Genomic DNA, 25,999 nt, shown 5'->3' with positions numbered 1-25,999 from the left:
CGACAATCCGCCTGCTGCTGTCTTTAAAGTCTTGAACTGCTGTTAGCGCCTTGCGGCGCGGTTGTTTGGGGTGTCGGGGGTTGCCCGACGGCAAGGCACTTTCTTTTGGATCGCCAAAAGAAAGTACCCAAAGAAAAGGCGACCCCTGCGACTGCGCCCTTCGGGTTCCCTGTGCTTCTCGCAAGTCGCGGCTGGCTCGCGAGTTCGGCCTGCGGCCTACCGCTTCGCCTTTGTCGCCGCGCCTTGCTGCGATGCTCGGCGCGGTCAAAGGGGCCCAACGTCAAAAGCAACCCCAACCCCGAAAATCAACTGCAACTGCAACTGCAACTGCAACTGCAACTGCAACTGCAACTGCAACTGCAACCCAAACCCAAACCCAAACCCAAACCCAAACCCAAACCCAAACCCAAACCCAAACCCAAACCCAAACCAGGTCATCTGGGTGCAGGTTTTGTAGGGTGGATTCGGAGCGAAGCGACAATCCACCACAGCAACGGTGGATTGCTTCGCGAATCCACCCTACGCGACGGTTTGCAAGAATGATTGACTCGCCCTACCACTTCGTCATTCCGGACCTCGGCGGCCCCCTTTGCCGGAATCCAGTCCGCAGCCTAACTGGCTGTCTTCGGTGGCATATCACTGCCGTTTTGTGCTGATTCCATGGCACTTTCATGCATTGCAGCTGGATTCCGGCTTAAGGCCGGAATGGCGAGTCAGTGGGGTGCGTGCTGGAATTGCCAACGCCACTGCAACACCACACCTGTCGTTACCTCATTCCCCGCCTTTCTCCGTCGCAAAATAAACCAGCGCGACGACCGGCAGGGCCAGGCCCAGTGCGCTGGCCCAGATCCAGCCGCCGTGGGCGTATGCCCAGCCGCCCAGGGCGGAGGTGATGGCGCCTGCGGCGAAGAAGGTGGCCATATACAGGCCGTTCAAGCGGCTGCGGGCGTGGGCGCCGAGGGCGAAGATGGCGCGCTGGCCCAGCACGACGTTCGCCTGGACGCCGAAGTCGATCATGATCGCTGCGACCACCAGCAAACCCAGCGCCAGCGCTGAGCCTTGGGGCGCCAGGTGGGTCAGCAGCCATGCCACAGCGGCAAGGATCATGGCGATGGCGGTGGCGGGGCGGCTCCAGCCTTGGTCGGCAACGCGACCGGCAATGGGCGCGGCAATGGCGCCGGCGACGCCGGCCAGGGCAAACAGGGCAATGCCGCGCTGGGTCAGCTGGTAAGGGCCCGCCAGCAACAAGGGCGAGGTGGTCCAGAACACGCTGAAGGTGCCGAACATGCAGGCCTGGTACAGGGCGCGGCGGCGCAGGATGGGGGTGTTCAGCGCCAGGTGGGCCATTGACGACAATAATTCGGCGTACGAGAGCGCGTGGGCGGGCTGGCGCTGCGGCAGTTTGCTGCGAAGTACAAGTCCCAGCATCACCATGGCCAGCGCGGACAGGACGAAGACCACGTGCCATGAACTCAGGGCGGTAATGAAGCTGGAGACCGGGCGCGCCAGCATGACACCCAGCATCAGGCCGCTCATGACGTTGCCGACGACACGACCGCGGCTGGCTTCCGGGGCGAGGTGGGCGGCGTAGGGCACGAGGATCTGTACGGCGACTGAACCAATCCCGATAAACAGTGCGGCGGTGAGGAAAGGCAGCGGTGCGGGCGCGAATGCGGCGGCCAGCAAAGACACTGCGGCCAGGCCGACCATCACCAGCGTGAGCCGCTGGTTTTCAAACAAATCGCCCAATGGCACCACCAGGATCAAGCCTGCGCCGTAGCCGATCTGCGTCATGGTGACGATCAAACCGGCGGCGCTGACGGGCAGGCCCAGGGCGGCGCTGATCGGGCCAATGAGCGGTTGCGCGTAATAAATATTGGCCACGATCAAGCCGCAGGACACGGCCAGCAGGGTGATCAGGCCGCTGGAAATGCCGGCATGATCGGCCTGTTGCGGGGTGGTGGTTTGGGGTTGGTTCATGCGAAATCCTGAGCGCTGCCAGAGTGGGACATCGATGGCATGATAATAGGGAATGGTCATTTCCTAATCAAATGTCATTAGATGAATGGCCTGGCTACGGGGGCGACGCATATGAAAAAGCCACCCGCCGTGGTCCGGTCTGGTGGCCTTGTGGGGGAGCGCTCAGAATGGGTTGATCAGCATGGTCCAGACGCGATCGAGCAACAGTGCGCCAAACACCCAGGCCAGATAGCGGATGGAATACAGGAACAGGCCACGGGCGACGGTGTCGTCGGCGCTGCGGTAAAGCTTGATTGAACGCCACAAAAAGCCGCTGTTGAACCACACGGCAATCGCCAGATAGACCCAGCCGCTCATCCCGATCACAAAGGGCAGCAAGGCCACGGCGTACAGCATGACGGCGTACAGCACGATGGTCTGGCGGGTGAACGCCGGGCCGTGGGTGACGGGCAACATGGGCAGGCCGGCTTTCTGGTAGTCCAGTTGCCGGTACAGCGCCAGCGCCCAGAAGTGCGGCGGCGTCCAGGTGTAGATCAGCAAGAACAGCACGGCGGCTTCCGCCGGAACGCTGCCAGTGACGGCCGCCCAGCCCAGCACCGGCGGCATGGCCCCGGCGGCGCCGCCAATCACGATGTTTTGCGGCGTGGCCGGTTTCAGCCAGCGCGTGTAGACCACGGCATAGCCAAAGAAGGTGCCCAGCGTCAGCCACATGGCCAGCGGGTTGGCGAAACTTTGCAACAGCGCCAGACCGCCCAGCGTCATGATCGCGGCGTACAGCCCGGCTTCCAGCGGGGTCAGCGTGCCTTTGACCAGCGGTCGGCGCTCGGTGCGCCGCATGACCGCGTCACGGTCGCGCTCGACCAGACAGTTGACCGCTGCCGCACCCATGGCGACCAGCGCAATCCCCAGCAAGGAGCACAAGACGCGGGGCAACGCTGACCACTGCGGGGTGGCCATCAAGGCGCCCGCTGTCGCGCAGAACACAATCAGGCTGACGACTTTGGGCTTGCCCAGCCGCCAAAGCTCAACGACCCGTGAAGACGTGGTGAGTGTTTGTGTAGACATGGAAGGTTCTCGGTGCGCGGCTGCGGGCCAGCACGGACGTCAGACAAAACAGCAAAAAGGCCGCGCCGCCGTTGTGCAGCACGGCCAGCGGCAGGGGCAAAGAGAGCAACACGTTGGCGATCCCCAGACCCACTTGCACGGCCAGCGCCGCCAGCAGCAACAGCGCGCTGTTGCGGTTGGCCGGCCACAGGCGCAAGACCAGCCACAGGGTGGTGAGCGTGACCACCAGCGCGCCCAGCCGGTGCAGCCAGTGAATCGCTGCCAGATGGCTGATCGGCAACGGCATGCCATCGCTGGTCAGGCCCAGTTGGCGGTCGACCCGCAACATATCCATCAGGCCGTCAGGCGCGGCAAAACTGCCGCGGCAGGCGGGGAAGCCATCGCAGGCCAGCCCGGCGTAATTGCTGGACACCAGCCCGCCCAGGATCAACTGGCAGAGCACCGCGCAGAGCACCACCCAGGCCAGCGTGCGGTTGGCGTGATCAACATGCAGTCTGGGCAGCGTGCCGCGCAGGGCAATGGCCGACAACAATGCCAGCATGGTCATGCCGCCCAGCAAATGCGCGGTGACCACAGCGGGCATCAGCTTGAGCGTCACCGTCCACATCCCCAGCAGCGCCTGCAGCACAATCACCAGCAGCGGCGCGAACACCAGCGATGCCGGTAGCTCAAAGCGCTGGCGCTGGCGGTAAAGTGCGGCGGTCAGTGCCAGCACAATCAACACCAGCCCGCCGGCGACATAGCGGTGGATCATCTCTTTCCAGCCTTTGTCGGGCTCGACTTTGGCGCCAAAGGTGGCGGCGGCATGGGCGATCTCATGCGCGGCCTGCGGTACGGTCAGGTGGCCATAACAACCGGGCCAGTCCGGGCAGCCCAGCCCGGCATCAGACAAACGCACAAACGAGCCCAGCATCACCAGACCAAAAGTCCAGATCACTGCCAGCCAGGCCAGATAACGCAAACGGGATTGCCGCACTGTATGTCTCCCCTCGCATCAAATCCGCTGCCAGAGCTTGTCTGAAAGCGGCATTTCGTCACAGGTCGTGCACTGCCACCGCCACGCCGCCCGGGGTCAGCCCAGGGCTTCGTTGTTTTTCAGAATCCGGCCGATCTCGGCCATGGCCTTTTTCCGGCCCTCGTTGTCGCCAATCTGCTCGGGCCGGTAGCGCATCACCAGGTTGCCGTGCGGGTCGATCAGATACAGCCCGCCAGCGTGCAGGCCGCTGGCGTTGTTCAGCACGGCGACATCGTGATCCAGCGCCGGGCAAGCCACGGTAGAGCCACGCTGGATACGGTGGCTTTCCTGGCCCTGCGCCAGCCGCATTTGCCGTGTGGCAAACAGCAGCGCTTTCTGGTTGTCGGTACACCCTTGCGGGTCCGCCGCGACCAGGCGCCAGTAACCGTTGGCAGGGGCAGCATCCGGGGTGGCGATCAGTTCGCCATAACTTTTGATTTCTGCCGGGCGCCAGAAATGAAAGAACGCCTGGGCGGCCAGAATGGGGGCAAGGGTGATGCCAAACATCAAAAGCAGGGTCTTTTGCCCGCGATTCAGACTCATGCGTTGTCTCCTTCAGGTGCGGTGGCTGGTTTTGTTGTGGTGGTGATCCGGGCTTCGGTAAGCGGTTCTGCCGGCGCGGCACGTGTGCTGCGCCGGAAATGACGCCACAAAAACAGCCCGGCAATGCTCATGCCCCACCAGGTCAGCATGTAGCCGATATGGCGGGCGGGGTTGAAATCGGGGACGGCGCTGTCGTGCTGCAAGCCGTCGTTGGCCTCTGAGCGCAAGCGGCCGTACCACATGGGTTGCGGCAGATGCGACCACTCGGCAAAACGCGCAGCGGTGATGTTCTGGAACAGGCGGCCTTGCGGCGGGGTATGGGCCAGTTCAAAAAAACGGGGCCAGGCCAGGACTTCCACTTGCGGCGTGGCGGGAATGGCGGCGCTTTCGACCGCACCGGCAGCACGCCAGCCCCGGTTGATCAGCACGATGCTGCCATCAGACAGCCGGAACGGCGTGACGACCTCGACGCCGACTTCGCCGTTGTAATCGCGGTGATCCAGATAAAGCGTCTGGGCGGACAGCCAGTACCCCTGCAAGGACAAACGCCGGAACAGGGGCGGCATGTCATGGCTGGCCCAGGTGAGCGGCGGCAGGGCAATGCTGGCGGCGTAGTGGTCCGCCAGCCGCTGTTTGTACACCGCGCGTGCGGCTTGCCAGATGCCCAGTGCCACGGTCAGCAACACCAGCGCAGCCAGGCCCACCAGCGCACCCCGACGCTGCCGCGCGGCCGGCAGTTTCATGACACTTGTGCTACCGTTTCCGGTATCGGGAGGAGACGCCATGAGAGTTGTCATCGTACTGTTCTTGCTGGTCATTCTGTTTGCGCTGGGGCGCGCCTTGCTGCAACTGGTTCGCGGGCCGTCCCGCTCTGAAAAACTGGCCCGTTCGCTCACGCTGCGCATTGCGGTATCCGTTGCCTTGTTCATCTTGTTGCTGCTGGCCTGGTACTTTGGTCTGCTGCAACCCCATGGGCCGACGCCCTGAATCTGTTGTTTTTCGTGGCGGTCAGGGCGTATCGGGGAAAGGCGTTACCGCCTTTCCCCAGCCCTTGCCGATGCGCCCCTGCAACTTCCCGCCCTCGACAACTTGCTGGCGCCGGTTAACCCCCGCATGCATCGTGACGCCCGCTTGCCGTACAACGTGTACTGGCTGCGTTCGCGTGCTTGCCTGCGGCGGTGTTAACCGGGGCTACTGCTCTCGACTATCACTGCCTCGTCATTGCGGCCTTGAGCCGGAATCCAGTTCAAAACATCGGCACCGCCGGTGCTGACCATGATGTTCTTGCGAGTCGTGCTGCTGGATTCCTGCCTGCGCAGGAATGACCAAATTGGAAGCGTGCAAACTGAAGCAGCACGCACACCCCGCCCGCATCCACTCACAAGCAATACACAAACACGAACAGCCCCAGCCAGACCACGTCCACAAAGTGCCAGTACCAGGCGGCGGCCTCGAAGCCAAAGTGGTGTTCCGGCGTGAAATGGCCCTTGAGTACGCGGCCCAGCATGACTGAAAGCATGATCGCGCCCACCAGCACGTGCATACCGTGAAAACCGGTGAGCATGAAGAAGGTCATGCCATACGCGCCGGAGGCCAGCGTCAGATGCATGGCGGTGTAGGCGTGGTGATACTCAAACGCCTGCAGCACAAGGAAGACCGCGCCCAGACCCACCGTCAGCGCCAGACCCAGCGCCATTTGCGTGCGGTTGTTCTTCACAAAACCCCAGTGCGCCCAGGTGACGGTAATACCTGAACTGAGCAGTAACGCGGTGTTGATGGCCGGGATGCCGAAGGCCTCCATGGGCGCGTAGGGCGCAACCTTGGGGCCGCTTACCCCGGGCCAGGTGGCCTTGAAGGTGGGCCAGAGTACGTCGTGCGTGTCAGAGAACCAGCCTAGCTCCGGCACGGAGATCGTGCGGGTGTAGAACAGCGCGCCAAAGAAGGCGGCAAAGAACATGACCTCGGAAAAAATGAACCAGCTCATGCCCCAGCGAAACGAGTGATCCACCTGCTGGCCGTAATCACCGTGTTGCGATTCGGTGATCACATCCCGGAACCAGCCAATGAGCATGTGGATCAGGATCACAAAGCCCGCCAGCAAGATCCACATGCCGGCCTGCATGTTGTTGATCCACAGCGCCGTGCCACAGGTCATGCAAAACAGCGCAATGGAGCCCGTGATCGGCCAGCGGGAAGGCTGCGGCACAAAGTAGTGCGCGTCGTGAATGCCGTTCTCTACGTTCATGCTTCTCTCCAGTCGGCCACCGGGTGGCCTGCAGGTCGTTCATGCGGCGGTGGTTCCGCCCTTGTCGTTAATGTTCTGCCACCAGCAAACGCACCAGGCCAAATACCAGCAGCGCCAGAATCAGCGCCAGTACCACGGCCGTGATGACAATCTGCTGCGGTTTGACCTTTTGCGACGCTTCCGCGCCCTTGCGCCCGCGTACGCCAAAAAATGCCGCCAGTACGGTCTTGATGGCGTCGATCATGAGCCACCTTTGGCGTCGGTTGCGTTGAACAGCGTGTACGACAGCGTGATCGGGCCCAGGTCTTGCGGCAGGTCTTTCTTGAGCACGATCACCACCGTGGCGTCGCGGGTTTCATGCGGGGCCAGGGTGATTTCGTTAAAACAAAAACACTGCAATTTCTCGACAAACCGGACTGCGTTGGACGGTGCGTAACTGGGAATGGCCCGCAGCTGCAGCGTCTGGTCGGTCGGGTTGGCCAGGCGGAACCGCGCCTTGACCAGTTGCCCGGCCTTGCCGCTGACGGTGTGATCCAGCGCGGTCAGCGTGCCGGCGACACCGGGCGCGGTGTTGGCGTCCAGATCAAGCCGTTGCGACCACGCCGGCACCGCATCGGTGTCATTGACCACGCGATCCTGCTGGATACCCACCGCGCGGCAGAACACGTCGTACATGGGCACCATGGCAAAACAGAAGCCGAACATCGCCAGTACCACCACAAGCAGTTTCACCGCGGTTTTGCGGTTGCCTTGCTGGCGGGGAAGGGTGGTGGTGTTCATGACCGTGTCCTGACGCTGCTGTTACTGCCCAAACAGCCAGTGCCGCGCCATGATGCCGACAAAGAACACCGCGGCAACGCCAGCCAGAATCAGACCGGTACGCAGATTGCGGCGGCGCTCTTGCTGCTCATCACGCATCAGGTTCTCCATGTCAGTGCTCCAGCCCCTGGGCGATCAGGCCACGGCGTACCAGTGCCTCGTCTGGCGGGGTTTCCCAGGTGTGATGCGGGGCGGGCGAATCGACTTCCCATTCCAGCGTATGCGCGCCATCCCACGGTTTGGCCGGGGCCGGGCCGACGCCGCCACGAATGGTATGGATCACGTTGTAAAGGAACAGGATCTGCGCAAAACCGAAGAAGAACGCGCCGATCGAGGCGATCTCGTTAAAGGTGGTGAACTGCAGGGCGTAGTCCGGAATCCGCCGTGGCATGCCGGCCAGACCCAGAAAGTGCATGGGGAAGAAGGTCACGTTGAACGAGATCATTGACCACCAGAAATGCAGCTTGCCCATCTTTTCGCTGTACATATGGCCGGTCCACTTGGGCAGCCAGTAATAGGCTGCGCCAAACAGGCTGAACAGCGCGCCGGCCACCAGCACGTAATGGAAATGCGCCACCACGTAGTACGTGCCGTGCAATGCGATATCCACCGGTGCCAGTGACAATACCAGGCCAGAGAACCCGCCAATCGTGAACAGGCACAAAAAGCCGATGGCAAACAGCATGGGCGTCTCGAATGTCATCGAGCCTTGCCACATGGTGGCGATCCAGTTGAACACCTTCACGCCGGTCGGCACCGCAATCAGCATGGTCATGAACATGTAGAACAACTGCGCCGTGGCCGGGAAGCCCACCGCGAACATGTGATGGCCCCACACCATGAAGCTGAGGATGGCGATGGCGCACACGGCGTAGACCATGGACACATAACCAAACAGCGGCTTGCGGCTGAAGGTCGGCAGGATCTGGCTGACCACGCCAAATGCCGGCAAGGCCATGATGTAGACCTCCGGGTGGCCGAAGAACCAGAACACGTGCTGGAACAGGATTGGATCACCGCCGCCAGCGGCGTTGAAAAAGTGCGTACCAAAGTGGCGATCGGTCAGCAGCATGGTCACCGCGCCGGCCAGCACCGGGGCCACGGCGATCAGCAGGTAGGCCGTAACCAGGCTGGTCCAGGCGAACAGCGGCATTTTCAGGAGCGTCATGCCCGGTGCGCGCATGTTCAGGATGGTGGTCACGATATTGATCGAGCCCATGATCGAGGACAGACCCATCAGGTGGATGGCGAAAATCCCGAAATCCATGCCTGGCCCGAGCTGGACGGACAGCGGCGGGTAGAACGTCCAGCCTGCACCCGGGCCGCCGCCAGGCATGAACAGGCTGATGATCAGCAAGAGCGCGGCGGGCGGCAGCAGCCAGAAGCTCCAGTTGTTCATGCGCGCAAAAGCCATGTCCGGCGCGCCAATCATGAGCGGCAATTGCCAGTTCATCAGCCCGGTAAAGGCCGGCATGATCGCGCCAAACACCATGATCACGCCGTGCAGCGTGGTCAGCTGGTTGAAGAACTCCGGTTGCCAGAACTGCAGGCCGGGCTGGAACAGTTCGGCGCGGATACACAAGGCAAAGGTGCCGCCCAGCAAGAACATGGAGAACGCAAACCACAGGTACATCGTGCCGATGTCCTTGTGATTGGTGGCGTACACCCAGCGGCGCCAGCCAGAATGCGCGGCGCCGTGGTGGCCGCCGCCGTGGCCGGCATGTTCGTCATGGGCCGCGTCGTGCGGGTGCAGTGTTTCGGTGGCAGTGGTCATGGTGAGTTCCGTATCCCTGATATGCCGTTTACTTGCGGGCCGCTTTGACTTCAGCCGGCAGCACAAAGTCGCCGTCATGATTGCCAAAGCTGTTGCGTTCGTAGCTGATGACGGCGGCGATCTCGGTGTCGGACAACCCCGCCCACGACGGCATCGCGTTCTTGCCGGTCAGCACGATATGAATGTGACCATCCTTGGGCCCGGTGGCGATCTTGCTGCCTGCCAGCGCCGGGAACGGCCCGCCACCCTTGCCATCACTCTTGTGGCACGCCGCGCAGTTGGCTTCAAACACCGTCTTGCCGCGGGCGATCAGCTCATCCTTGGTCCACTTCTTGTTCGGGTCGTCCTGCGCGGCCTTGGCTTTCTTCTGCTGCTCGGCCACCCAGGTCTTGAAGTCCGCATCGGACACCACTTTCACCACGATCGGCATATAGCCATGATCGCGCCCGCACAGCTCCGTGCACTGGCCGCGATAGGTTCCAACATGATCAGCGGTAAACCAGGTATCCCTGATAAAGCCGGGAATGGCGTCTTGCTTGACGCCCAGCGCGGGGATGTACCAGCTGTGGATCACGTCGTTGGCCGTAGTCATCACGCGTACGCGCTTGCCCACCGGCACCACCACGGGTTCATCTACTTCCAGCAGGTACTGGCTGTCTTTGGCGACGTCGCCCTTGTAGTTCTCGATCTGCGCGCGCGGCGTGGCCAGGTGGCTGCGGTAGCCAAAGCCGTAATCCAGATACTCGTAGCCCCATTGCCACTGGTAGCCGGTGGCCTTGATGGTGACATCCGGATCACGCGTGTCTTTCTGGTCGAGTACCAGATGCGCCGCCGGCCAGGCCATGACGGCCAGGATGAGCGCGGGGATGATGGTCCACGCCACTTCCACAACGGTGTTTTCATGGAAATTGCGGGCGGCGTGACCCTGGGATTTTCTGTGCTTGAAGATCGAGTAGAACATCAAGCCGAACACCACCACAAAGATCACCACGATGATCAGCATGATCCACGTGTGCAGATCGTTGATGCGGTTGGCGATGGAAGATTGCGGGGTCTGGAACGTATACAAACTATCGGCAAAAGCAAACGCTGGCATACAGGACAGCGCGGCGCAAAGTCGCCTGAGCAGCATCGATAACCTCCAGTGGCGTGTTACTCACCTGATGGACAGATGAATGGCAAAGCACATGGAGACGGCGAGTGTCTCAGTACAGCAACAGCCCAGATTGCACTGTTACCAGACTGTAAAACGAGCACTACTACCAGTTTCGTGCTTGCTTTTCACTGCGGACAGGCTCTTGTAGGTACTGGCTTTGTTTTCAGCCAGCTTTCCCGGGTTTTGTTTACAAAAGGTAGCAAACTTTTAATGTGACGCAAACCATTGATGCAAAACGCACCTTTTTGCTGCACCGCTCATCAGGCCGGTGTCTCTTTTTGTGCGGGGTTGACGTAATGATTGCAATAAGCGTGGGAAGAACTACCCGCTGAGTATGCTCATAAGAGGAGACATAAAATCATGGACTTGCACCTGCACGGCCTCGATGACCACTTCTCCATGCCAGAAACCGGCAAGGTGAACGCCATGCGGCCGTTTTACTGGCTGAAAATGGGCTGGACCGACTTCACGCGGCACCCGTTACCCAGTCTTTGTTACGGCATCATCACTGCGCTTTTGGGGTTTGCGGTGCTGAAAATCGCCTCCAGCTACACCTATCTGTCATCCACCGCCATTACCGGGTTTCTGTTGCTGGCGCCGCTGGGTGCTTCGGGCATTTATGAACTGACGCATGAGCGCGAAGAAGGGCGCGAGACGTCCTTCATGCAATCCTTGCGTGACGTGGTGCACAACCTCTCGCAGATCGCCTTCATGGGCGTGATCCTGGGGTTCATCGCCATGAGCTGGGAGCGCATTTCGGCCATCCTGTTTGCGCTGTTCTATGGCGGCGAGGCCGTGGGCATGCAGTTCTTCACCCATGCGCTGACCTCTGAATACATTGGCTTTACCATTGCCTGGTCGCTGGCCGGGCTGGTGCTGGCCTGTGTGGTGTTCGCGATCTCTGCGGTGTCGATTCCCATGCTGGCGCACCGCGACGTCGATACCATTACCGCGCTGGTCACCAGTGTGCGCGTGGTGGCAGAGAACATTCCGGCCATGCTGGTCTGGGCCACCATCATTGTGGTGCTGACCGCCATCGGTTTTGCCACTTATCTTGTGGGCCTTGTGATCATTTTCCCGCTTCTGGGGCATGCTACCTGGTGTGCTTACCGCGATCTGGTGCACTGAACTGGTGCAAGACAAACGGCTGCGAGCGGGCTGATGGCCCGCTGCGTGGCCACGTAACACGACAAACCGTGACCTGCTGACGAGGCTGTCACGGTTTTTGCTTTTTATCGGCTATTTTGAATTGGTTTTGTCTGACATCAACATTGGGCGGCCACGTACGGGTTATTCCGAATGGTCGCAACAAGCAGCGCCCTTAGCATGCGCAGCTATGACCTCGCCCGGCGAGGCTTTCTTTTTATAACTTTTTATAAAGGAAACGGAGCAACCATGAAGCAGATGAAGGCAGGCATTGCACTTGCATCAGTTCTCGCATTCGCCACTGGCGCCAGCCTGGCTGCGGGCAAGACCCTGATTTATTGCTCTGAAGGCAGCCCGGCCGGCTTTGATCCGGCCCGCTACACCGCAGGGACAGACTTTGATGCCTCTGCCGAAACGGTTTACAACCGCCTCGTCGAGTTCGTCCCCGGCTCTACCCAGATCCGCCCGGGCCTGGCAGATAAATGGGATGTCAGCGCCGATGGCCGCACCTACACCTTCTATCTGCACAAGGGCGTGAAGTTTCATACCACCCCGTATTTCAAGCCCACCCGTGATTTCAACGCGGACGACGTGATCTTTACCTTCGCCCGCCTGACCGACAAGAACCTGCCGTTCAACAAGGCCACCAACGCCACCTATCCCTATGCCTCTGACATGGGCATGGACAGCAATATCGCCAAGGTCGAGAAAATTGATCCGTACACGGTCAAGGTCAGCCTGAACAAGGTCGATGCCGCGTTCTTGCAGAACATTGCCATGTCGTTTGCCTCGGTCATGTCGGCTGAATATGCCGACCAGTTGCTCAAGGCCGGCAAGGCCGACCAGATCAACACGCAACCGATCGGCACCGGCCCGTTCATTTTCCAGGCCTACCAGAAAGACAGCGTGATCCGTTACAACGGCAACACCGAATACTGGCGCAAGGGCGATGTGCGTCTGGACAAGCTGATTTTTGCGATCACCACGGACCCGTCCGTGCGCTACCAGAAGCTGCAAAAGGGCGAGTGCCAGATCATGTCGTACCCGCGCCCGGCCGATCTGAAGGCCATGCAGTCCAACCCGGCACTCAAGGTGCCCAGCCAGGCCGGTTTCAACCTGGGTTATGTCAGCTATAACGTAACCCACAAGCCGCTGGACAAGGTAGAAGTGCGCCAGGCGCTGGATATGGCCATCAACAAGAAAGCCATTATCGACGCCGTATACCAGGGCGCCGGCCAGCTGGCCACCAACCCGATGCCGCCGACACAATGGTCCTACAACAAGACCCTGAAAGACGCACCGAACGATGCCGCCAAGGCCAAGGCGCTGCTGGCCAAAGCCGGTTTGCCCAACGGCTTTGAAATCACTCTGTGGGCCATGCCGGTACAGCGCCCGTACAACCCCAACGCCAAGCTGATGGCCGAGATGATCCAGAATGACTGGGCCAAAATCGGCGTCAAAGCCAAGATCGTCACTTACGAATGGGGCGAGTACCTCAAGCGCGCCCGCGCCGGTGAAGACGACGCCATGCTGATCGGCTGGAACGGCGACAATGGCGATCCGGACAACTGGCTGGGTACACTGCTGGGTTGCGAAGCCGTGGATGGCAACAACTACGCCAAGTGGTGCCAGAAAGACTTCAACGATCTGATCGTGAAGGCCCGCAGCCTGCCCAACCAGGCCGAACGCACCAAGCTGTATGAACAAGCCCAGGTGATCTTCAAGCGTGACGTGCCGTTCACGCCGGTGGCGCATTCCACGGTCTACCAGCCGATGCGCAAAGAGGTCGACGGCTTCAAGATCAGCCCGTTTGGTCTGAATTCGTTCTACGGTGTAGGCCTGAAATAAGCCCGACTCAATGGCAAGGACAAGCCGGTCTGCCCTGCAGGCCGGCTTTTTCGTCCTTCGGTGTAACCAAAAAGTACCAGCTATAACCGGGAATGGACCGGCATTGCGCCGCTGCCTGACACTTCTGGCACGATGCACCTGCCGCAAGACCCGGCCAACGCGCCGTTGCCGGCGTGTTCTTTACCCTGACGCGAGTACGCATACATGATCCGTTTTTTGCTGCGTCGCATTGGCGTGGTGATCCCGACTTTTCTGGGCATCACCCTGCTGGCGTTTTCGCTGATCCATCTGATCCCGGGAGATCCGATCCTGGTGATGATGGGCGAGCGCCATATCGACCCCGAATTCTACAAGCTGTCCATGCAGAAACTGGGGCTGGACCAGCCGCTCTACCTGCAGTACTGGCATTACCTCACCCATGCGTTGCATGGTGATCTGGGCGTGTCCGTGCGCTCGCAAGTGCCGGTCATGCAAGAGTTTCTGACGCTGTTTCCGGCGACGATCGAACTGTCGATCTGCGCCATGATTTTTGCGACGATTGTGGGCCTGGCTGCCGGTATCATCGCCGCCGTCAAACGCGGCTCGGTGGCAGATCACGGCGTCATGGGCGTGGCGCTGGCGGGTTACTCCATGCCGATTTTCTGGTGGGGCCTGATCCTGATCATGGTGTTCTCGGTGCAACTGGGCATCACACCGGTGTCCGGCCGCATCGACCTCTTGTACGACGTCACGCCCGTCACCGGCCTGATGCTGATCGACACCCTGCTGGCGCATGACATCGACGCCTTCAAGTCGGCGCTGGAACACCTGATCTTGCCGTCCATTGTGCTGGGCACGATCCCGATGGCGGTGATTGCCCGCATGACGCGGTCATCCATGCTGGAAGTCCTGCGTGAGGATTACATCCGCACCGCGCGAGCAAAGGGTTTGTCGATGACCCGCATCGTGCTGGTCCATGGCCTGCGCAATGCGCTGATGCCGGTCGTCACGGTGATTGGCCTGCAGGTCGGCACATTGCTGGCCGGCGCGGTGCTGACCGAGACCATTTTCTCCTGGCCTGGCGTGGGCTCCTGGCTGATCAACGCCATTGGCGCGCGCGATTACCCCGTGGTGCAGGGCGGTATCTTGCTGATCGCCACGCTGATCATTTTCGTTAACCTGCTGGTTGATGTGCTCTACGGCATCATCAACCCGCGTATCCGCCACGCGAGGTAAGCCGGCATGGCACAAACCGCTCAAACCACCGCTCCGGCCTCGGCCGAGGTGCTGTCGCACCCGACACCGCTGCGCGAATTCTGGCTGGCCTACCGCGCCAACAAGGGCGCGCTGATTGCGCTGGCGTATCTGGTCGTCCTGGTGCTGGCCGCTTTGCTGGCGCCGCTGATTGCGCCGCACAGCCCGTCTGAACAGTTCCGCGACTTCATGCTGACGCCGCCGTCCTGGATGCATGACGGCCACGCCCGCTTTTTGCTGGGCACGGATGAACTGGGCCGCGACATTCTCAGCCGCCTGATGCACGGCGCACGGCTCTCGCTCATGATCGGCATTGTGTCGGTCGTGGTGTCGCTGATTCCGGGCATCGTGCTTGGCTTGCTGGCGGCGTTTTACCCGGGCTGGCTGGGTACGGCCATCATGCGCCTGATGGACATCATGCTGGCGCTGCCTTCTTTGCTGCTGGCCATTGCCATTGTGGCGGTGCTGGGGCCAGGCCTTGTGAACACCATGCTGGCGCTGTCGATTGTGACGCTGCCGTCTTACGTGCGTTTAACGCGCGCCTCGGCCATGGCCGAGTTGTCCAAAGACTACGTGATCGCGGCAAAGCTTTCTGGCGCCGGCAAGCTGCGCCTGATGTTCAACACCGTGTTGCCCAACTGCATGGCCCCGCTGATCGTGCAGGCCACGCTGGGTTTTTCGTCCGCCATTCTGGATACCGCCGCGCTGGGCTTTCTGGGCCTGGGCGTGCAGCCGCCGCTGCCGGAGTGGGGCACCATGCTGGCCGCCGCGCGTGACTATATCGAGCGCGCCTGGTGGGTGGTGACCATGCCGGGTGTGACCATCCTGATTACCGTGCTGGCGCTCAACCTGATGGGCGACGGCCTGCGCGACGCGCTGGACCCGAAACTGAAGAGGCTCGCGTAATGGCGCTACTTGAAATCAAAAACCTCTCGGTTGAATTCGGCAGCAGCGCCCACCCGTTCCGCGCGGTGTCCAATGTCAGCCTGACGGTGGATGCCGGCGAGATCGTCGGCATTGTGGGCGAGTCTGGCTCTGGCAAAAGCGTGACCATGCTGGCGCTGATGGGCCTGATTGATGCGCCGGGCCGGGTCACCGCCGATGCGCTGACCTTTGACGGCAAAGACCTGCTGAACATGAAAGCGCGCGACAAACGCAAGATTGTCGGGCGCGATATCAGCATGATTTTCCAGGACGCGCTGACCAGCCTGAACCCGGCGTATACCGTGGGTTTCCAGCTGGCAGAAACGCTCAAACAGCACACCAGCCTGCGCGGCGATGCGCTGAAAAAGCGCGCGCTGGAACTGCTGGAACTGGTTGAAATCCCCGATGCCAGATCCCGGCTTGCGGCTTACCCGCATCAGTTGTCTGGCGGCATGAGCCAGCGTGTGATGATCGCCATGGCCATCGCCTGTAATCCGCGCTTTCTGATTGCCGACGAGCCCACCACCGCGCTGGATGTCACCGTGCAGGCGCAGATCATGGAGTTGCTGGTCAGCCTGCAAAAGAGCCAGGGCATGGGTCTGGTGCTGATCACGCACGATCTGGCCGTGGTCTCTGAAGTGGCGCAACGCGTGGTGGTGATGTACGCCGGTGAAGTGGTCGAGCAAAGCCCGATCCCCACCATTTTTGAGACACCGCGCCACCCGTATACCCAGGCGCTGTTGTCCTCCATTCCCGAACACAGCAAGGGCGCCGCGCGGCTCAATACCTTGCCAGGCGTTGTGCCCGGCCAGTTTGATCGCCCCACCGGGTGTCTGCTCTCGCCCCGCTGCCCGTACGTGCAAGACCGTTGCCGCGCGGAACACCCGCCGCTGACAAGCGCGCATGACGCGCTCGCCCGCTGTTTCTTCGCGCTCGATGACGCAGGAAAACCCGTTTATGGTTAATCAGAACCTCCATCCGCAAGAGGCCGCAGACGCCACCGCGCCGGTACTGGTTGCGCGTGAATTGTCGCGCCACTATCACGTATCGCGCGGTTTCCTGCGTGGCCAGGCCACCGTCAAAGCATTGAACAGCGTCAGTTTTGAACTCGCGCCGCACCGCACGCTGGCGGTGGTGGGCGAGTCTGGCTGTGGCAAGTCCACGCTGGCCCGCCAGCTGACCATGGTCGAGACACCGACATCCGGCTCGCTCAGTATTGCCGGGATCGAAGTCGCCAGTGCCAGCAAGACGGCGCTGCGTGAACTGCGCCCGCGCGTACAGATGGTGTTCCAGAACCCGTACGCCTCGCTCAACCCGCGCAAGAAAGTGGGCACCCAGCTGGCGGAACCGCTGCTGCTGAACACGCAACTGAGCCCGGCCGAGCGTGAAGCCCGGGTGCGCGACATGATGCAGCGCGTCGGCCTGCGGCCAGAGCATTACCATCGCTACCCGCATATGTTCTCTGGCGGTCAGCGTCAGCGTATTGCCGTTGCCCGCGCCATGATGCTGAACCCGCAGATTCTGGTGGCCGACGAGCCGACCTCCGCACTGGATGTCTCCATCCAGGCGCAGATTCTCAATCTCTTCATGGATCTGCAGGAAGAATTCGGCACCGCCTATGTGTTCGTTAGCCACAACCTCTCTGTGGTCGAGCATATGGCCGATGACGTCATGGTGATGTACTTCGGTTCGACCGTGGAATACGGGCCCAACGACGCCATCATGACCAACCCGCTGCACCCGTATACCCGCGCCCTGATGCAGGCCACGCCGGCCATCCGGGCAGAGGATCGCAAGGCACGGGTGAAATTGCAGGGCGAGTTGCCATCTCCCATGAACCCGCCGTCCGGCTGCAGTTTTCATACCCGTTGCCCGTACGCCCAGCCGCACTGCAAGGCCGAAGTGCCGCAGCTACGGCCGGTTGCAGGCCGCATGATTGCCTGCCACCGGGTAGAGGAAATCGCCGCCGGTACGGCCAGCCCCAACCTGTGAGCGGCGATATATTTCAATTAAATGGCAATTGGTGTTGACAGGTCTCGGGTTGCATGACATACTCTTCTTCTCTGTCGCGGGATGGAGCAGTTGGCAGCTCGTCGGGCTCATAACCCGAAGGTCACAGGTTCGAGTCCTGTTCCCGCAACCAGCATTCAAGCAAAAAGCCCAGTCGAAAGATTGGGCTTTTTGTTTTTCCGCCTCTGGCTGCACATCTTGCAGCCAACAAAAAAGCCGGCATTGGCCGGCTGATCTGTCTATCTCCACCGCGATGGCTTATCTGGCCATCAGCGCCGCGCCCGTGCTTTGATCAAGCGGGCTTTTTCTTCCAGTAGCTCATCGAGCCGTTCATACATACCCAATGGCACATAATCAACGGGCTTTCCGCTCTGGAAGGCTTGCTGGTTCTTGTCCAGCATCACATGCAGTTTTTCGACGTGGAAATTCCTGGTTTCAGGACTGTATTGCAAGACGTACAGACTCTCGTTCATGACCGACCATTAGCATCCTCAATGCGCCGCAAGGCGCCACAAACACAGGCCGGGAACAAGACACGGAATAAAAAAACAGGACGCGTCTACCCGGCAACCATATGGATCTGGAGAAAGTCCTGGCATGGTTTACCAAGGAGACGGCAGGGAAGGGCGATAACCCGTGGGCATATGCTCTGCTGCAGAGCAAAATTTGTCAATAGTCAAACCGCAAGCGGATGAGTGGTATATCAGCCGCGCCGGACGGCTCTTTTATGGTGCGCCGCGGCGGATGCTCTGACTGACGACGCGCGTTGGCCGCAAACTGTGTTGCAGTGCGGCAAGAGCGCGTTTGGGCTGGGCGTGGCCACACATGAAGATGTCGATCACCGCCAGACCTGTTTCGGGCCAGGTGTGGATGCTGATATGAGACTCACGCAACAGCAGCACCCCCGTCACCCCCATTTGCGGGCCGAAGTGATGAAAGTGCGAGGCGATGACCGATGCCTCGGCCGCAGCGGCGGCGTCTTTCAGGGCGGTTTGCAAGGGAATGACATCGCTGAGCAAGGCCGGATCAACGCCATGAAAGTCAGCCAGTACGTGCATGCCGGGCGTATATGCATCGTTCATTTATGGTGTCCCCCCGAAACCCAGCCGCCGGCGCCCGGCGAGCCACCGTAATAGCCGCCACTGCTGCGGCTGCCGGCGCGGCTGACGTTGTAATCCAGCAGGGTGCCGCCACCGACAATGGCGATGGCGTAGAGCAGGTAGAAAAGATGTTTGGGCATTGTGGCGTGCTGGTCCGGTCAGGTTTCGCGCGTCGCCCAGATGGGGACCCACAGGAACAACAGGGCAAAAGCGCAAATCATGATGGGCATGATGGAGTCGTCATCGCTGAACAGAAGCGGCACGTTGATGATCACCATCAGCCAGGAAAAGATTTTGGCGATGGTCTCCAGCTCTTTGGTTGCGCTGCGGGCCGCGCTGGTGTTGCCCTTGGCCACCGTCTTGATGTTGGGGAACCATTTGGCCAGCTCGTCCGGGGTGACGGCCTGGGCGCGTGACCACGTCATTTCCTGCGGGGTGGCCTCGCTGGTGAGCGTGATGCTGGCCCGGCGGTAGTCGTTGATGACGGTGCGATCACCCACCTTGACGCGCCAGTTGAATGAGCCGGCAGCCCAGGTCACCTCGCCGGTGTACTGGTAAAGGTGATCAAAACTGGCCGATTCAAAGCTGATCTTGTCGCCCACCGGCACGGGCCAGATGTCCATGACGTTGACGCGTTGCCAGCCGTCGCTGGTTTCCACCAGCCACAAAAAGCCCTTCATGACATTGAAGAGCAGATATTCAGTCCACTTGTCGTTCTCGCCTACTTCCCGGCGCACCATCACGCCCAGCACATCCCACAACACGCCATCAATGTTGCCGCTGTCGCCGGGCTTGAGCGTGGTGCGCACGGATTGCAGCTGTTGCTCTGTCGCCAGCACTTCTTGCCGCTCTGGCGTGTTGGCGCTTTCGGCGTGGCAGGCCGGGCAGATCATGAAGCGGGTCAGCCCGGGCGCATAAGCAATGGGCGAGCCACATTGCGGGCAGTTCACGGCGCTGATCTTGCCGCGCAGGCGGCCGGCGGTATCGGCAATGGCGCTGCCTTCGCGCAGCAGCTGGCATTTCATGCCATCCAGGGTGACGGATTTGCCGACATAACATCGCAGTTGCGGCTCGGACCAGTCCAGCGTCAAGAACCGGTCGCGGCTGCGGAAATCTGCCGCTTTGACTTCATAACCCGCACCCACTGCAAACGGCAGTTCGCCTTGCCCTGCCACACAGCGGGCAGTGCGCGCGTCGGCCATGTTCCACAGCGTATCCAGATGGGCAAAGCCCATGCCGGGTCGCAGGCTTTCAAACAAGGGGGCGTTGGCCGGTACAGGCGCGTCCACGGTAAACACATACTGGCCAGAGGCGTCGGCCAGCCAGCCGGCGCTGCCATCATCAAAGCTGCAGTACCACTCGTTCCAGTAGCCGTCTTCGTACTGCAACTGGATACGCCCGACCACCGTGAAGGTCTGGCCCTGATACAGGCCGGAGGTGCCCAGCTGGATGGGCGAGTAGTCGGCCAGCACTTCGGACATCTTGCCGATGTCGCGCACGCTGTCCGCGTCGCGCAGCAGGGTGCTCTGGCAATAGCTGCACACCGCCATGACCGACGCGCTGGACCGGAAACTGACCGGCGCACCGCACGCCGGACAGGCTGTTTTGTAGATGGGTTCCGCCATGAGCCTCTGGAAAACCTTAGCCGATCAGCTTTTTGAGGATTTCCGCCTTGGCCGAGTCATAATCCGCGGCCGAGATCAGCCCTTTGTCCAGCAAACCCTTGAGCTGGGCAAGGCGTGCTTCGGGGCCATCGGCGGCCGGTGCGGCGGCGGCGATCGGGGCGCCCACCGCAACGGCGGGTGCCGCGCCGGCGCCGGTCACGGCGGCGCCCATGCTGTTGGCCATGACCTGGCCAAATGCCACGCCCGCTGCCAGGCTGGCGCCCGTGCCGGCCAGGCCGCCCTCATTCTGCGCTGCCAGCGGAATGGCTTGCGCGGTCTGGTACTGCGTAAAGCGGCCCATATCCCCGACCATGCCCATGCTGATGCGGGTGTCGATGGCTTTTTGCAGGTCTTCCGGCAAGGAAATGCTCTCGACCGCAAAGGTATCGAGCGCCAGGCCATAGCGCTCAAACAGCGGTGTCAGCCCCTCGCGCAGCTTGTCGCCCATCAGGCTCTGGTTGGCCGCCATATCCAGGAACGGCACGCCGGCATTACCCAGCGCCGGGGCCATGCCGGCCACAATCAGATTTCTGAGTTGCTGCTCCATGTCATCCACGGTGTAACGCTCACGCGTGCCGCTGACTTCGGTGAAGAAGGTCTTGGGATCGGCCACCTTGTAGGCATACATGCCAAAGGCGCGCAGCCGCACCATGTCAAAGTCTTTGTCGCGCAGCGTCACCGGCTGCGGCGTGCCCCACTTGCGGCCCAGTTGCAGGCGGGTGCTGAAGAAATACACGTCTGACTTGAAAGGGGATTCAAACAGCTTGTCCCAGTTTTTCAGGTAGGTCAGCACCGGCAAGGTCTGTGTGGTGAGCTTGTACATGCCTGGCCCGAACACATCGGCAATCTTGCCTTCGTTCACAAACACGGCCATTTGCGATTCACGCACCGTCAGGCTGCCACCGTACTGGATTTCAAAATCCTGCATGGGATAGCGCCAGGCCAGCGTGCCATCGCCTTCCTCGTTCCATTGCAGGATGTCGATGAACTGCTTCTTGATAAAAGAACCAAGGCTCATGGTGTGTACTCCGGTGAAGATTCCTGGATGCGGGGTGTGCCCGGTGGGGGCACTGGCATGTAAAGCCGTATAAAAGGTCCGGCCTAGCTCAGGCAGGCGGCGTTGAGAATCCCCACGGTCAGCGAGGTGGATCCCATCAGCGCGCCCATGGCGACGTTGTTGTTTTGCAACGCTTCATTCATTTGCGGCAGCAAACGGGTAACCACCGCGTAAGTCAGCAACTGGATCACCATGGCGCTGATCGCCCAGGCGAACACCACGGTGTACTGGTCATAGCGGGTAATGGCCGACGCCAGCGTCAGCCCGAAGCCCACCAGCGCGCCACCCAGCGACAGCGCGGCAGCCACGACGCCGCGGCGGATCAGCGCAAATTCATCAATCGGGGTGATCTTCACGTACACAAACGTGAACACAACAGCAGCACAAAAGCGGTCATCAGATGAAGCAGGTAGGCGTAAAGCTGTACCATTGCGCGGCGCTCCTTTCATGAGAGTGCAATTGTAGCCACTCTTTGTCGGTATGTAGCGACAATCAGTCTTAAGGAATTCCTGTTAATGCGTTCAGCTTCGGCCGCAGTTTTGCCAGATCGCGCACTGGTCCTGTCGGTGTTTGTGGTGGCCTCCTGCGGCCTGGCGTACGAGTTGATCGCCGGCGCGCTCTCCAGCTATCTGCTGGGTGATTCCATCCTCCAGTTCTCTTCCATCATCGGCTGTTATCTGTTTGCCATGGGGATCGGCTCGCATTTGTCGCGCTATGTGCGTGATGAAGACACGCTGACGCGCTTTGTCGATATCGAAATGCTGGTCGGCGTGATCGGTGGCGTTTCTGCCGCCGCGCTGTTCCTGGTGTTTGCCTGGCTTTCTGCCCCGTTCCGCACCGTGCTGTATGCCCTTGTGCTGGTGCTGGGCATTCTTGTCGGCATGGAAATCCCGCTGGTCATGCGCATATTCAACGCGCGCCAGACCGAGTTCAAAGAACTGGTGAGCCGCGTACTGACGTTTGACTATCTGGGCGCGCTGGTGGTTTCGCTGCTGTTCCCGCTGGTGCTTGCCCCGCGCCTGGGTTTGTCCCGTACCGGTTTTCTGTTTGGCATGTCCAACCTGGCGGTGGCGATCTGGACCACCTGGATTTTCCGGCACGAAGTCAAAAACGCCCGGCAGCGCGTGCTGGCGGCTAGCATGTTGCTGTGCCTGCTGGCCGGCGGCTTTGCCGTGGGCGAGAAACTGACCTACATCGCCGAAAAAGGCCTGTATGGCGATGAGATCATTTACGCCAGAACCACGCCGTACCAGCGGCTGGTGGTCACGCGCTGGAAAGACGATCTGCGCCTGTACATCAACGGCAACCTGCAGTTTTCCTCGCGCGATGAATACCGTTATCACGAAGGGCTGGTGCACCCGCTGATGCAGGCCTCGCCCTGGGCGCAATCCGTGCTGATCCTGGGCGGGGGCGATGGTCTGGCGCTGCGAGAGGTGCTGCGTTACCCCAATATCAAGCACGTCACGCTGGTTGATCTGGATCACGCCATGACCGACTTGTTCTCCACCTCGGACACCCTGCGCGCGCTCAATCACAATTCGTTTCATGATCCGCGCGTGACCATCATCAACGCCGATGCCGGCCGCTGGCTGGAGCAATCGACCGGGGTGTTCGATGCCGTGATTGTTGATTTCCCGGACCCATCCAGCTTTGGCCTTGGCAAGCTGTACAGTGTGCCGGTGTACCGCCTGCTGGCCCATCACCTGGCAGAGAACGGCTACGCGGTGATCCAGTCGACCTCGCCTTACTTTGCACCGCATGCCTACTGGTGCATTGACGCCACCCTGCGTGAGGCCGGCTTCAATACCTGGCCTTATCACCTGTATGTGCCCTCGTTTGGCGAATGGGGTTTTGTGCTGGCCAGCAAGCGGCGGGACTTCACCCCGCCAACCAGTTACCGCCTGCCCATGCAGTACCTGAACGCGGCGACAACGCAGGAAATGTTTACCTTCCCGCCCGACATGAAACGCATTCCGGTTGAGCCCAACCACTTGAACAACCAGTCGCTGGTGCGGTACTTCGAACAAGACTGGGATCAGGTGATCCGGTGAGCGGCGTTTCGCGTCGCCAGTTTTTGCTGGGCAGCGCCGCCCTGGGCCTGGCAGGATGCTCCCGCCTGGGCTGGGGCGAGGTCACGCCGGTGGTCAACACGCCCGGCATGAGCATGGGCCACGCCTTGCGCGACCATCGCAATCTGCCGGCACCATCGGCCAGTTACAAAACCGGTACGGTGATTCTGGGCAGCGGCGTGGCGGGCCTGGCGGCGGGCTGGCGGCTGGCTCGCGGTGGTTACAAAGACTTCATGCTGCTGGCCGGGCCGGAGCACTACGGCAATGCGGCAGGGGGCGCGTTTGGCGCGTTGCAGTACCCCAAAGGCGCGCATTATCTGCCCTTGCCCTCCATGGAATCGCGCCACGTGCGCGACATGCTGTTTGACGCCGGCGTGATCGAAGCCGACCCCTACGCCCTCAAACCCCGGTTTGATGAACGGGTACTGGTGCACGCGCCGGACGAGCGTGTGTTTGTAAACGGCCGCTGGGAAGACGGCCTGTTGCCGCTGCAAGGGCAACCCGCCAGCGAACGGGAACAACAAGCGCGCTTTTTCAGATACACCGACCAACTCAAACAAGCCACCGGCGCCGACGGCAAACGCGTGTTCTGTATCCCGGTTGAACTCTCGTCGGCCGACCCACACTGGCTGGCGCTGGATCAACAAACCTTTGCCCACTGGCTGGATCAGTCTGGCTACACCGCGCCCGGCTTGCGTACCTATCTGGACTACTGTTGCCGCGATGACTTCGGCGCCGTGGCCAGTCAGATTTCAGCCTGGGCCGGCCTGCATTACTTTGCCGCGCGTGCAGGCCAGGCCGCCAATGCCAGCGAAGGCGCGGTACTGACCTGGCCGGGCGGCCTGAACCCGCTGGCGCGGCATCTGGCGCAGTCCAGCCGGGCGCAATGGCGCGAGGGCATGGCAGTACGGGTTGATGAAACCCGCAGCGGCGTGCAGGTGCTCTGCGCGGAACAAACTGCGCAAGGTTGGCGCACCTTTACCATCGAGGCCGACCGCGCCATCTGCGCCATGCCCCTGCATGTGGCGAAATACGTGGTGCCGCAGATCAACAGCTACGGTTTTGACGCCGCCAGCCATATGCCGCCACACGCCGCCTGGGTGATCTCCAGCTTCTTGCTGGACGGTTTTCCGGCAGAAGAACCGGGCGCCGCGCTGGCCTGGGATAACGTCATCCATGGCGGCCGTGGCCTGGGCTACGTGGTCTCCACCCACCAGGACATCACGTGGGCACCGCCACCCCAGACCGTCTTCACCGCGTATCAGGTCTATAGCGACCGCACCCCGCAACAAGCCCGCCAATGGCTGGAACACGCCACACCGGCAGAACTGTATGAAGAAGCCGCCTGCGATCTTCGCGTGGTCTACGGCCGCCGCCTGCGCCAATGCGCCATCGGCCTTGATATCACCGTGCGCGGCCACGCCATGGCCAGCCCCGCCCCCGGCTTCATGCACAACGCCGGCCTCAAAGCCCTTCGTGGGCACGACGGCAAAATCCTCTTCGCCCATAGCGACCTCTCCGGCTTTTCAGTGTTTGAAGAAGCCTCCTGGTGGGGCGTGCGGGCGGCGGAAAAAATCCTGGGTTGATCCGTCCGCCCGCCCTCCCTCGATTGGCGCAAATTGCAGGCCGGCAAACACCCGCACCGGGTTGCCGCGCGCAACGTCATGATGCAACTGGCGCCGGGCCGCACGTTGCTCCGCCTGAACGCGTTCGGCATGTTCAGCCAGCTTGTGCGCGAGGAGTGCCATGGCCAGCCGCTTGTTGGCATGCTGACTGCGCTCAGTCTCAACCCGCACGCTGATGCCGGAGGCAATATGCGTGGCGCGAATGGCGGATTCCGTTTTGTTTACATGCTGACCACCAGGGCCCGATGCGCGACACGCTTCGAAACGGATACCGGTATCGGGCAGTGATGCCGGTGTTTCACATATCGCAATGCCGATAAACCAGTTTTTGCGTGCGTGCCGAGGCCGATACGGGCTGGCGCAGATCCATTGCGCCGAACCGGCCCAGCCCTGTGCGAAAGCCTGTGCATCAGGGCCATCCAGACTAATCAGCGCACTACGCAAGGTACTGGCCAGTGGGCCGGCCTCGGTTTCCAGTACCGCGGCGGGGATCGCGTGAGCGGTGGCCTCTGCCAGCAAACGGTTCAAAATACCGGCTACCGCGCGACAGCACTCGGCCGGGCCTTGGCCTGCAGAAAGTTGAAGTAACACCATCAGCAGCACTCCCCGCGGGTTTTGTAGGTCAGAACCGGGGCCAGACGCGCCAGTTTTCGCAAAAGACCGGCTGCTTCCAGATCGTCGACCACACTGGTGGCCGTGGCATAGCTATGCGCAGCGGGAGTGTGG

Annotated in this window: 28 protein-coding genes and 1 tRNA gene; 11 read left to right on the top strand and 18 right to left on the bottom strand. The window is 61.2% G+C overall.

What is annotated here, in order from left to right:
- Positions 1 to 105 precede the first annotated feature (105 nt).
- Positions 106 to 543 carry a hypothetical protein gene (locus IEX57_RS19280; protein WP_188706641.1) on the top strand — a complete coding sequence of 146 codons (438 nt, stop codon included), beginning with the start codon at positions 106 to 108 and terminating at the stop codon, positions 541 to 543.
- Positions 544 to 771: 228 nt separating this feature from the next.
- Here IEX57_RS19280 and IEX57_RS19275 read toward each other — a convergent pair whose 3' ends face one another.
- The 5 genes from IEX57_RS19275 to IEX57_RS19255 form a co-directional block, all read right to left on the bottom strand.
- A complete protein-coding gene (locus tag IEX57_RS19275; RefSeq protein WP_188706639.1) occupies positions 772 to 1,980 on the bottom strand; it encodes an MFS transporter in 1,209 nt (402 codons plus the stop codon).
- A 162-nt stretch (positions 1,981 to 2,142) separates the two neighbouring features.
- Positions 2,143 to 3,045 carry a heme o synthase gene (gene cyoE, locus IEX57_RS19270; RefSeq protein WP_188706637.1) on the bottom strand — a complete coding sequence of 301 codons (903 nt, stop codon included), beginning with the start codon at positions 3,043 to 3,045 and terminating at the stop codon, positions 2,143 to 2,145.
- Positions 3,005 to 4,021: a COX15/CtaA family protein gene (locus IEX57_RS19265; RefSeq protein WP_188706635.1), complete on the bottom strand. Its 1,017-nt coding sequence runs from the start codon at positions 4,019 to 4,021 to the stop codon at positions 3,005 to 3,007. Before IEX57_RS19265 ends, cyoE begins: the two co-directional genes overlap by 41 nt.
- A 96-nt stretch (positions 4,022 to 4,117) precedes the next feature.
- Positions 4,118 to 4,603 carry a redox-active disulfide-containing membrane protein gene (locus IEX57_RS19260; RefSeq protein WP_188706634.1) on the bottom strand — a complete coding sequence of 162 codons (486 nt, stop codon included), beginning with the start codon at positions 4,601 to 4,603 and terminating at the stop codon, positions 4,118 to 4,120.
- Positions 4,600 to 5,346 carry an SURF1 family protein gene (locus IEX57_RS19255; RefSeq protein WP_188706632.1) on the bottom strand — a complete coding sequence of 249 codons (747 nt, stop codon included), beginning with the start codon at positions 5,344 to 5,346 and terminating at the stop codon, positions 4,600 to 4,602. Before IEX57_RS19255 ends, IEX57_RS19260 begins: the two co-directional genes overlap by 4 nt.
- 40 nt (positions 5,347 to 5,386) lie before the next feature.
- Between IEX57_RS19255 and IEX57_RS19250 the strand changes: the two genes are divergently transcribed.
- On the top strand, positions 5,387 to 5,590 hold the full coding sequence (locus IEX57_RS19250; protein WP_188691066.1) for a DUF2909 domain-containing protein: 204 nt from the start codon (positions 5,387 to 5,389) through the stop codon (positions 5,588 to 5,590).
- 391 nt (positions 5,591 to 5,981) lie between these two features.
- Here IEX57_RS19250 and IEX57_RS19245 read toward each other — a convergent pair whose 3' ends face one another.
- The 6 genes from IEX57_RS19245 to coxB form a co-directional block, all read right to left on the bottom strand.
- A complete protein-coding gene (locus tag IEX57_RS19245) occupies positions 5,982 to 6,848 on the bottom strand; it encodes a cytochrome c oxidase subunit 3 (protein ID WP_188706630.1) in 867 nt (288 codons plus the stop codon).
- Between the two features lie 67 nt (positions 6,849 to 6,915).
- Entirely contained in the window at positions 6,916 to 7,092 is a 177-nt protein-coding gene (locus tag IEX57_RS19240) for a DUF2970 domain-containing protein (RefSeq protein WP_188706628.1), read from the bottom strand.
- The gene (locus IEX57_RS19235; protein ID WP_188706626.1) at positions 7,089 to 7,628 is read right to left on the bottom strand and encodes a cytochrome c oxidase assembly protein; all 540 of its coding nucleotides are present in this window, start codon (positions 7,626 to 7,628) and stop codon (positions 7,089 to 7,091) included. The genes IEX57_RS19240 and IEX57_RS19235 overlap by 4 nt, the downstream gene beginning before the upstream one ends.
- Before the next feature lie 21 nt (positions 7,629 to 7,649).
- Positions 7,650 to 7,778, bottom strand: a complete 129-nt coding sequence (locus IEX57_RS21250) for a cytochrome oxidase small assembly protein (RefSeq protein WP_229709128.1) — start codon at positions 7,776 to 7,778, stop codon at positions 7,650 to 7,652.
- Position 7,779: 1 nt separating this feature from the next.
- Entirely contained in the window at positions 7,780 to 9,441 is a 1,662-nt protein-coding gene (gene ctaD / locus IEX57_RS19230; RefSeq protein ID WP_188706624.1) for a cytochrome c oxidase subunit I, read from the bottom strand.
- Positions 9,442 to 9,469: 28 nt separating this feature from the next.
- Positions 9,470 to 10,573, bottom strand: coding sequence for a cytochrome c oxidase subunit II (gene coxB / locus IEX57_RS19225; RefSeq protein WP_188706622.1), 1,104 nt, complete (start codon positions 10,571 to 10,573; stop codon positions 9,470 to 9,472).
- Positions 10,574 to 10,957: 384 nt separating this feature from the next.
- Between coxB and IEX57_RS19220 the strand changes: the two genes are divergently transcribed.
- From IEX57_RS19220 to IEX57_RS19190, 7 genes are all read left to right on the top strand, one after another.
- On the top strand, positions 10,958 to 11,725 hold the full coding sequence (locus IEX57_RS19220; protein ID WP_188706620.1) for a DUF2189 domain-containing protein: 768 nt from the start codon (positions 10,958 to 10,960) through the stop codon (positions 11,723 to 11,725).
- A gap of 267 nt (positions 11,726 to 11,992) precedes the next feature.
- Positions 11,993 to 13,591, top strand: a complete 1,599-nt coding sequence (locus tag IEX57_RS19215; RefSeq protein WP_188706618.1) for an ABC transporter substrate-binding protein — start codon at positions 11,993 to 11,995, stop codon at positions 13,589 to 13,591.
- 204 nt (positions 13,592 to 13,795) lie between these two features.
- On the top strand, positions 13,796 to 14,806 hold the full coding sequence (locus IEX57_RS19210) for an ABC transporter permease subunit (protein WP_188706616.1): 1,011 nt from the start codon (positions 13,796 to 13,798) through the stop codon (positions 14,804 to 14,806).
- A gap of 6 nt (positions 14,807 to 14,812) precedes the next feature.
- The gene (locus IEX57_RS19205) at positions 14,813 to 15,730 is read left to right on the top strand and encodes an ABC transporter permease subunit (protein WP_188706614.1); all 918 of its coding nucleotides are present in this window, start codon (positions 14,813 to 14,815) and stop codon (positions 15,728 to 15,730) included.
- Complete coding sequence (locus IEX57_RS19200) at positions 15,730 to 16,713, top strand: ABC transporter ATP-binding protein (protein WP_188706612.1); 984 nt, start codon at positions 15,730 to 15,732, stop codon at positions 16,711 to 16,713. Before IEX57_RS19205 ends, IEX57_RS19200 begins: the two co-directional genes overlap by 1 nt.
- Positions 16,706 to 17,740: a peptide ABC transporter ATP-binding protein gene (locus tag IEX57_RS19195; protein WP_188706609.1), complete on the top strand. Its 1,035-nt coding sequence runs from the start codon at positions 16,706 to 16,708 to the stop codon at positions 17,738 to 17,740. The genes IEX57_RS19200 and IEX57_RS19195 overlap by 8 nt, the downstream gene beginning before the upstream one ends.
- Before the next feature lie 75 nt (positions 17,741 to 17,815).
- Positions 17,816 to 17,891: transfer RNA gene (locus IEX57_RS19190), tRNA-Met, on the top strand.
- 136 nt (positions 17,892 to 18,027) lie between these two features.
- Here the strand turns inward: IEX57_RS19190 and IEX57_RS19185 are convergent.
- The 6 genes from IEX57_RS19185 to IEX57_RS19160 form a co-directional block, all read right to left on the bottom strand.
- Positions 18,028 to 18,231: a hypothetical protein gene (locus IEX57_RS19185; RefSeq protein ID WP_184101945.1), complete on the bottom strand. Its 204-nt coding sequence runs from the start codon at positions 18,229 to 18,231 to the stop codon at positions 18,028 to 18,030.
- A gap of 252 nt (positions 18,232 to 18,483) precedes the next feature.
- The gene (gene speD / locus IEX57_RS19180; protein ID WP_188706607.1) at positions 18,484 to 18,840 is read right to left on the bottom strand and encodes an adenosylmethionine decarboxylase; all 357 of its coding nucleotides are present in this window, start codon (positions 18,838 to 18,840) and stop codon (positions 18,484 to 18,486) included.
- Positions 18,837 to 18,998 (bottom strand): hypothetical protein, encoded by a 162-nt coding sequence (locus IEX57_RS19175; RefSeq protein ID WP_188706606.1) that lies wholly within the window; start codon positions 18,996 to 18,998, stop codon positions 18,837 to 18,839. The genes speD and IEX57_RS19175 overlap by 4 nt, the downstream gene beginning before the upstream one ends.
- A gap of 18 nt (positions 18,999 to 19,016) precedes the next feature.
- On the bottom strand, positions 19,017 to 20,483 hold the full coding sequence (locus IEX57_RS19170; RefSeq protein WP_188706604.1) for a DUF4178 domain-containing protein: 1,467 nt from the start codon (positions 20,481 to 20,483) through the stop codon (positions 19,017 to 19,019).
- 16 nt (positions 20,484 to 20,499) lie between these two features.
- Positions 20,500 to 21,540: an SPFH domain-containing protein gene (locus IEX57_RS19165; RefSeq protein ID WP_188706602.1), complete on the bottom strand. Its 1,041-nt coding sequence runs from the start codon at positions 21,538 to 21,540 to the stop codon at positions 20,500 to 20,502.
- Between the two features lie 83 nt (positions 21,541 to 21,623).
- On the bottom strand, positions 21,624 to 21,953 hold the full coding sequence (locus tag IEX57_RS19160; RefSeq protein ID WP_229709127.1) for a DUF350 domain-containing protein: 330 nt from the start codon (positions 21,951 to 21,953) through the stop codon (positions 21,624 to 21,626).
- 141 nt (positions 21,954 to 22,094) lie between these two features.
- Between IEX57_RS19160 and IEX57_RS19155 the strand changes: the two genes are divergently transcribed.
- On the top strand, positions 22,095 to 23,630 hold the full coding sequence (locus IEX57_RS19155; protein ID WP_229709126.1) for a polyamine aminopropyltransferase: 1,536 nt from the start codon (positions 22,095 to 22,097) through the stop codon (positions 23,628 to 23,630).
- Complete coding sequence (locus IEX57_RS19150; protein ID WP_188706600.1) at positions 23,627 to 25,234, top strand: FAD-dependent oxidoreductase; 1,608 nt, start codon at positions 23,627 to 23,629, stop codon at positions 25,232 to 25,234. Before IEX57_RS19155 ends, IEX57_RS19150 begins: the two co-directional genes overlap by 4 nt.
- Here the strand turns inward: IEX57_RS19150 and prfH are convergent.
- Positions 25,175 to 25,867, bottom strand: coding sequence for a peptide chain release factor H (gene prfH, locus IEX57_RS19145; protein WP_188706598.1), 693 nt, complete (start codon positions 25,865 to 25,867; stop codon positions 25,175 to 25,177). The two genes, IEX57_RS19150 and prfH, sit on opposite strands and share 60 nt — an antisense overlap.
- Positions 25,868 to 25,999: the final 132 nt, after the last annotated feature.

It is taken from the genome of Silvimonas iriomotensis (assembly GCF_014645535.1).
GTDB lineage: Bacteria > Pseudomonadota > Gammaproteobacteria > Burkholderiales > Chitinibacteraceae > Silvimonas > Silvimonas iriomotensis.
Note: the sequence above shows the minus strand (reverse complement) of the source record. Positions and strands in the feature narration are given on the sequence as shown.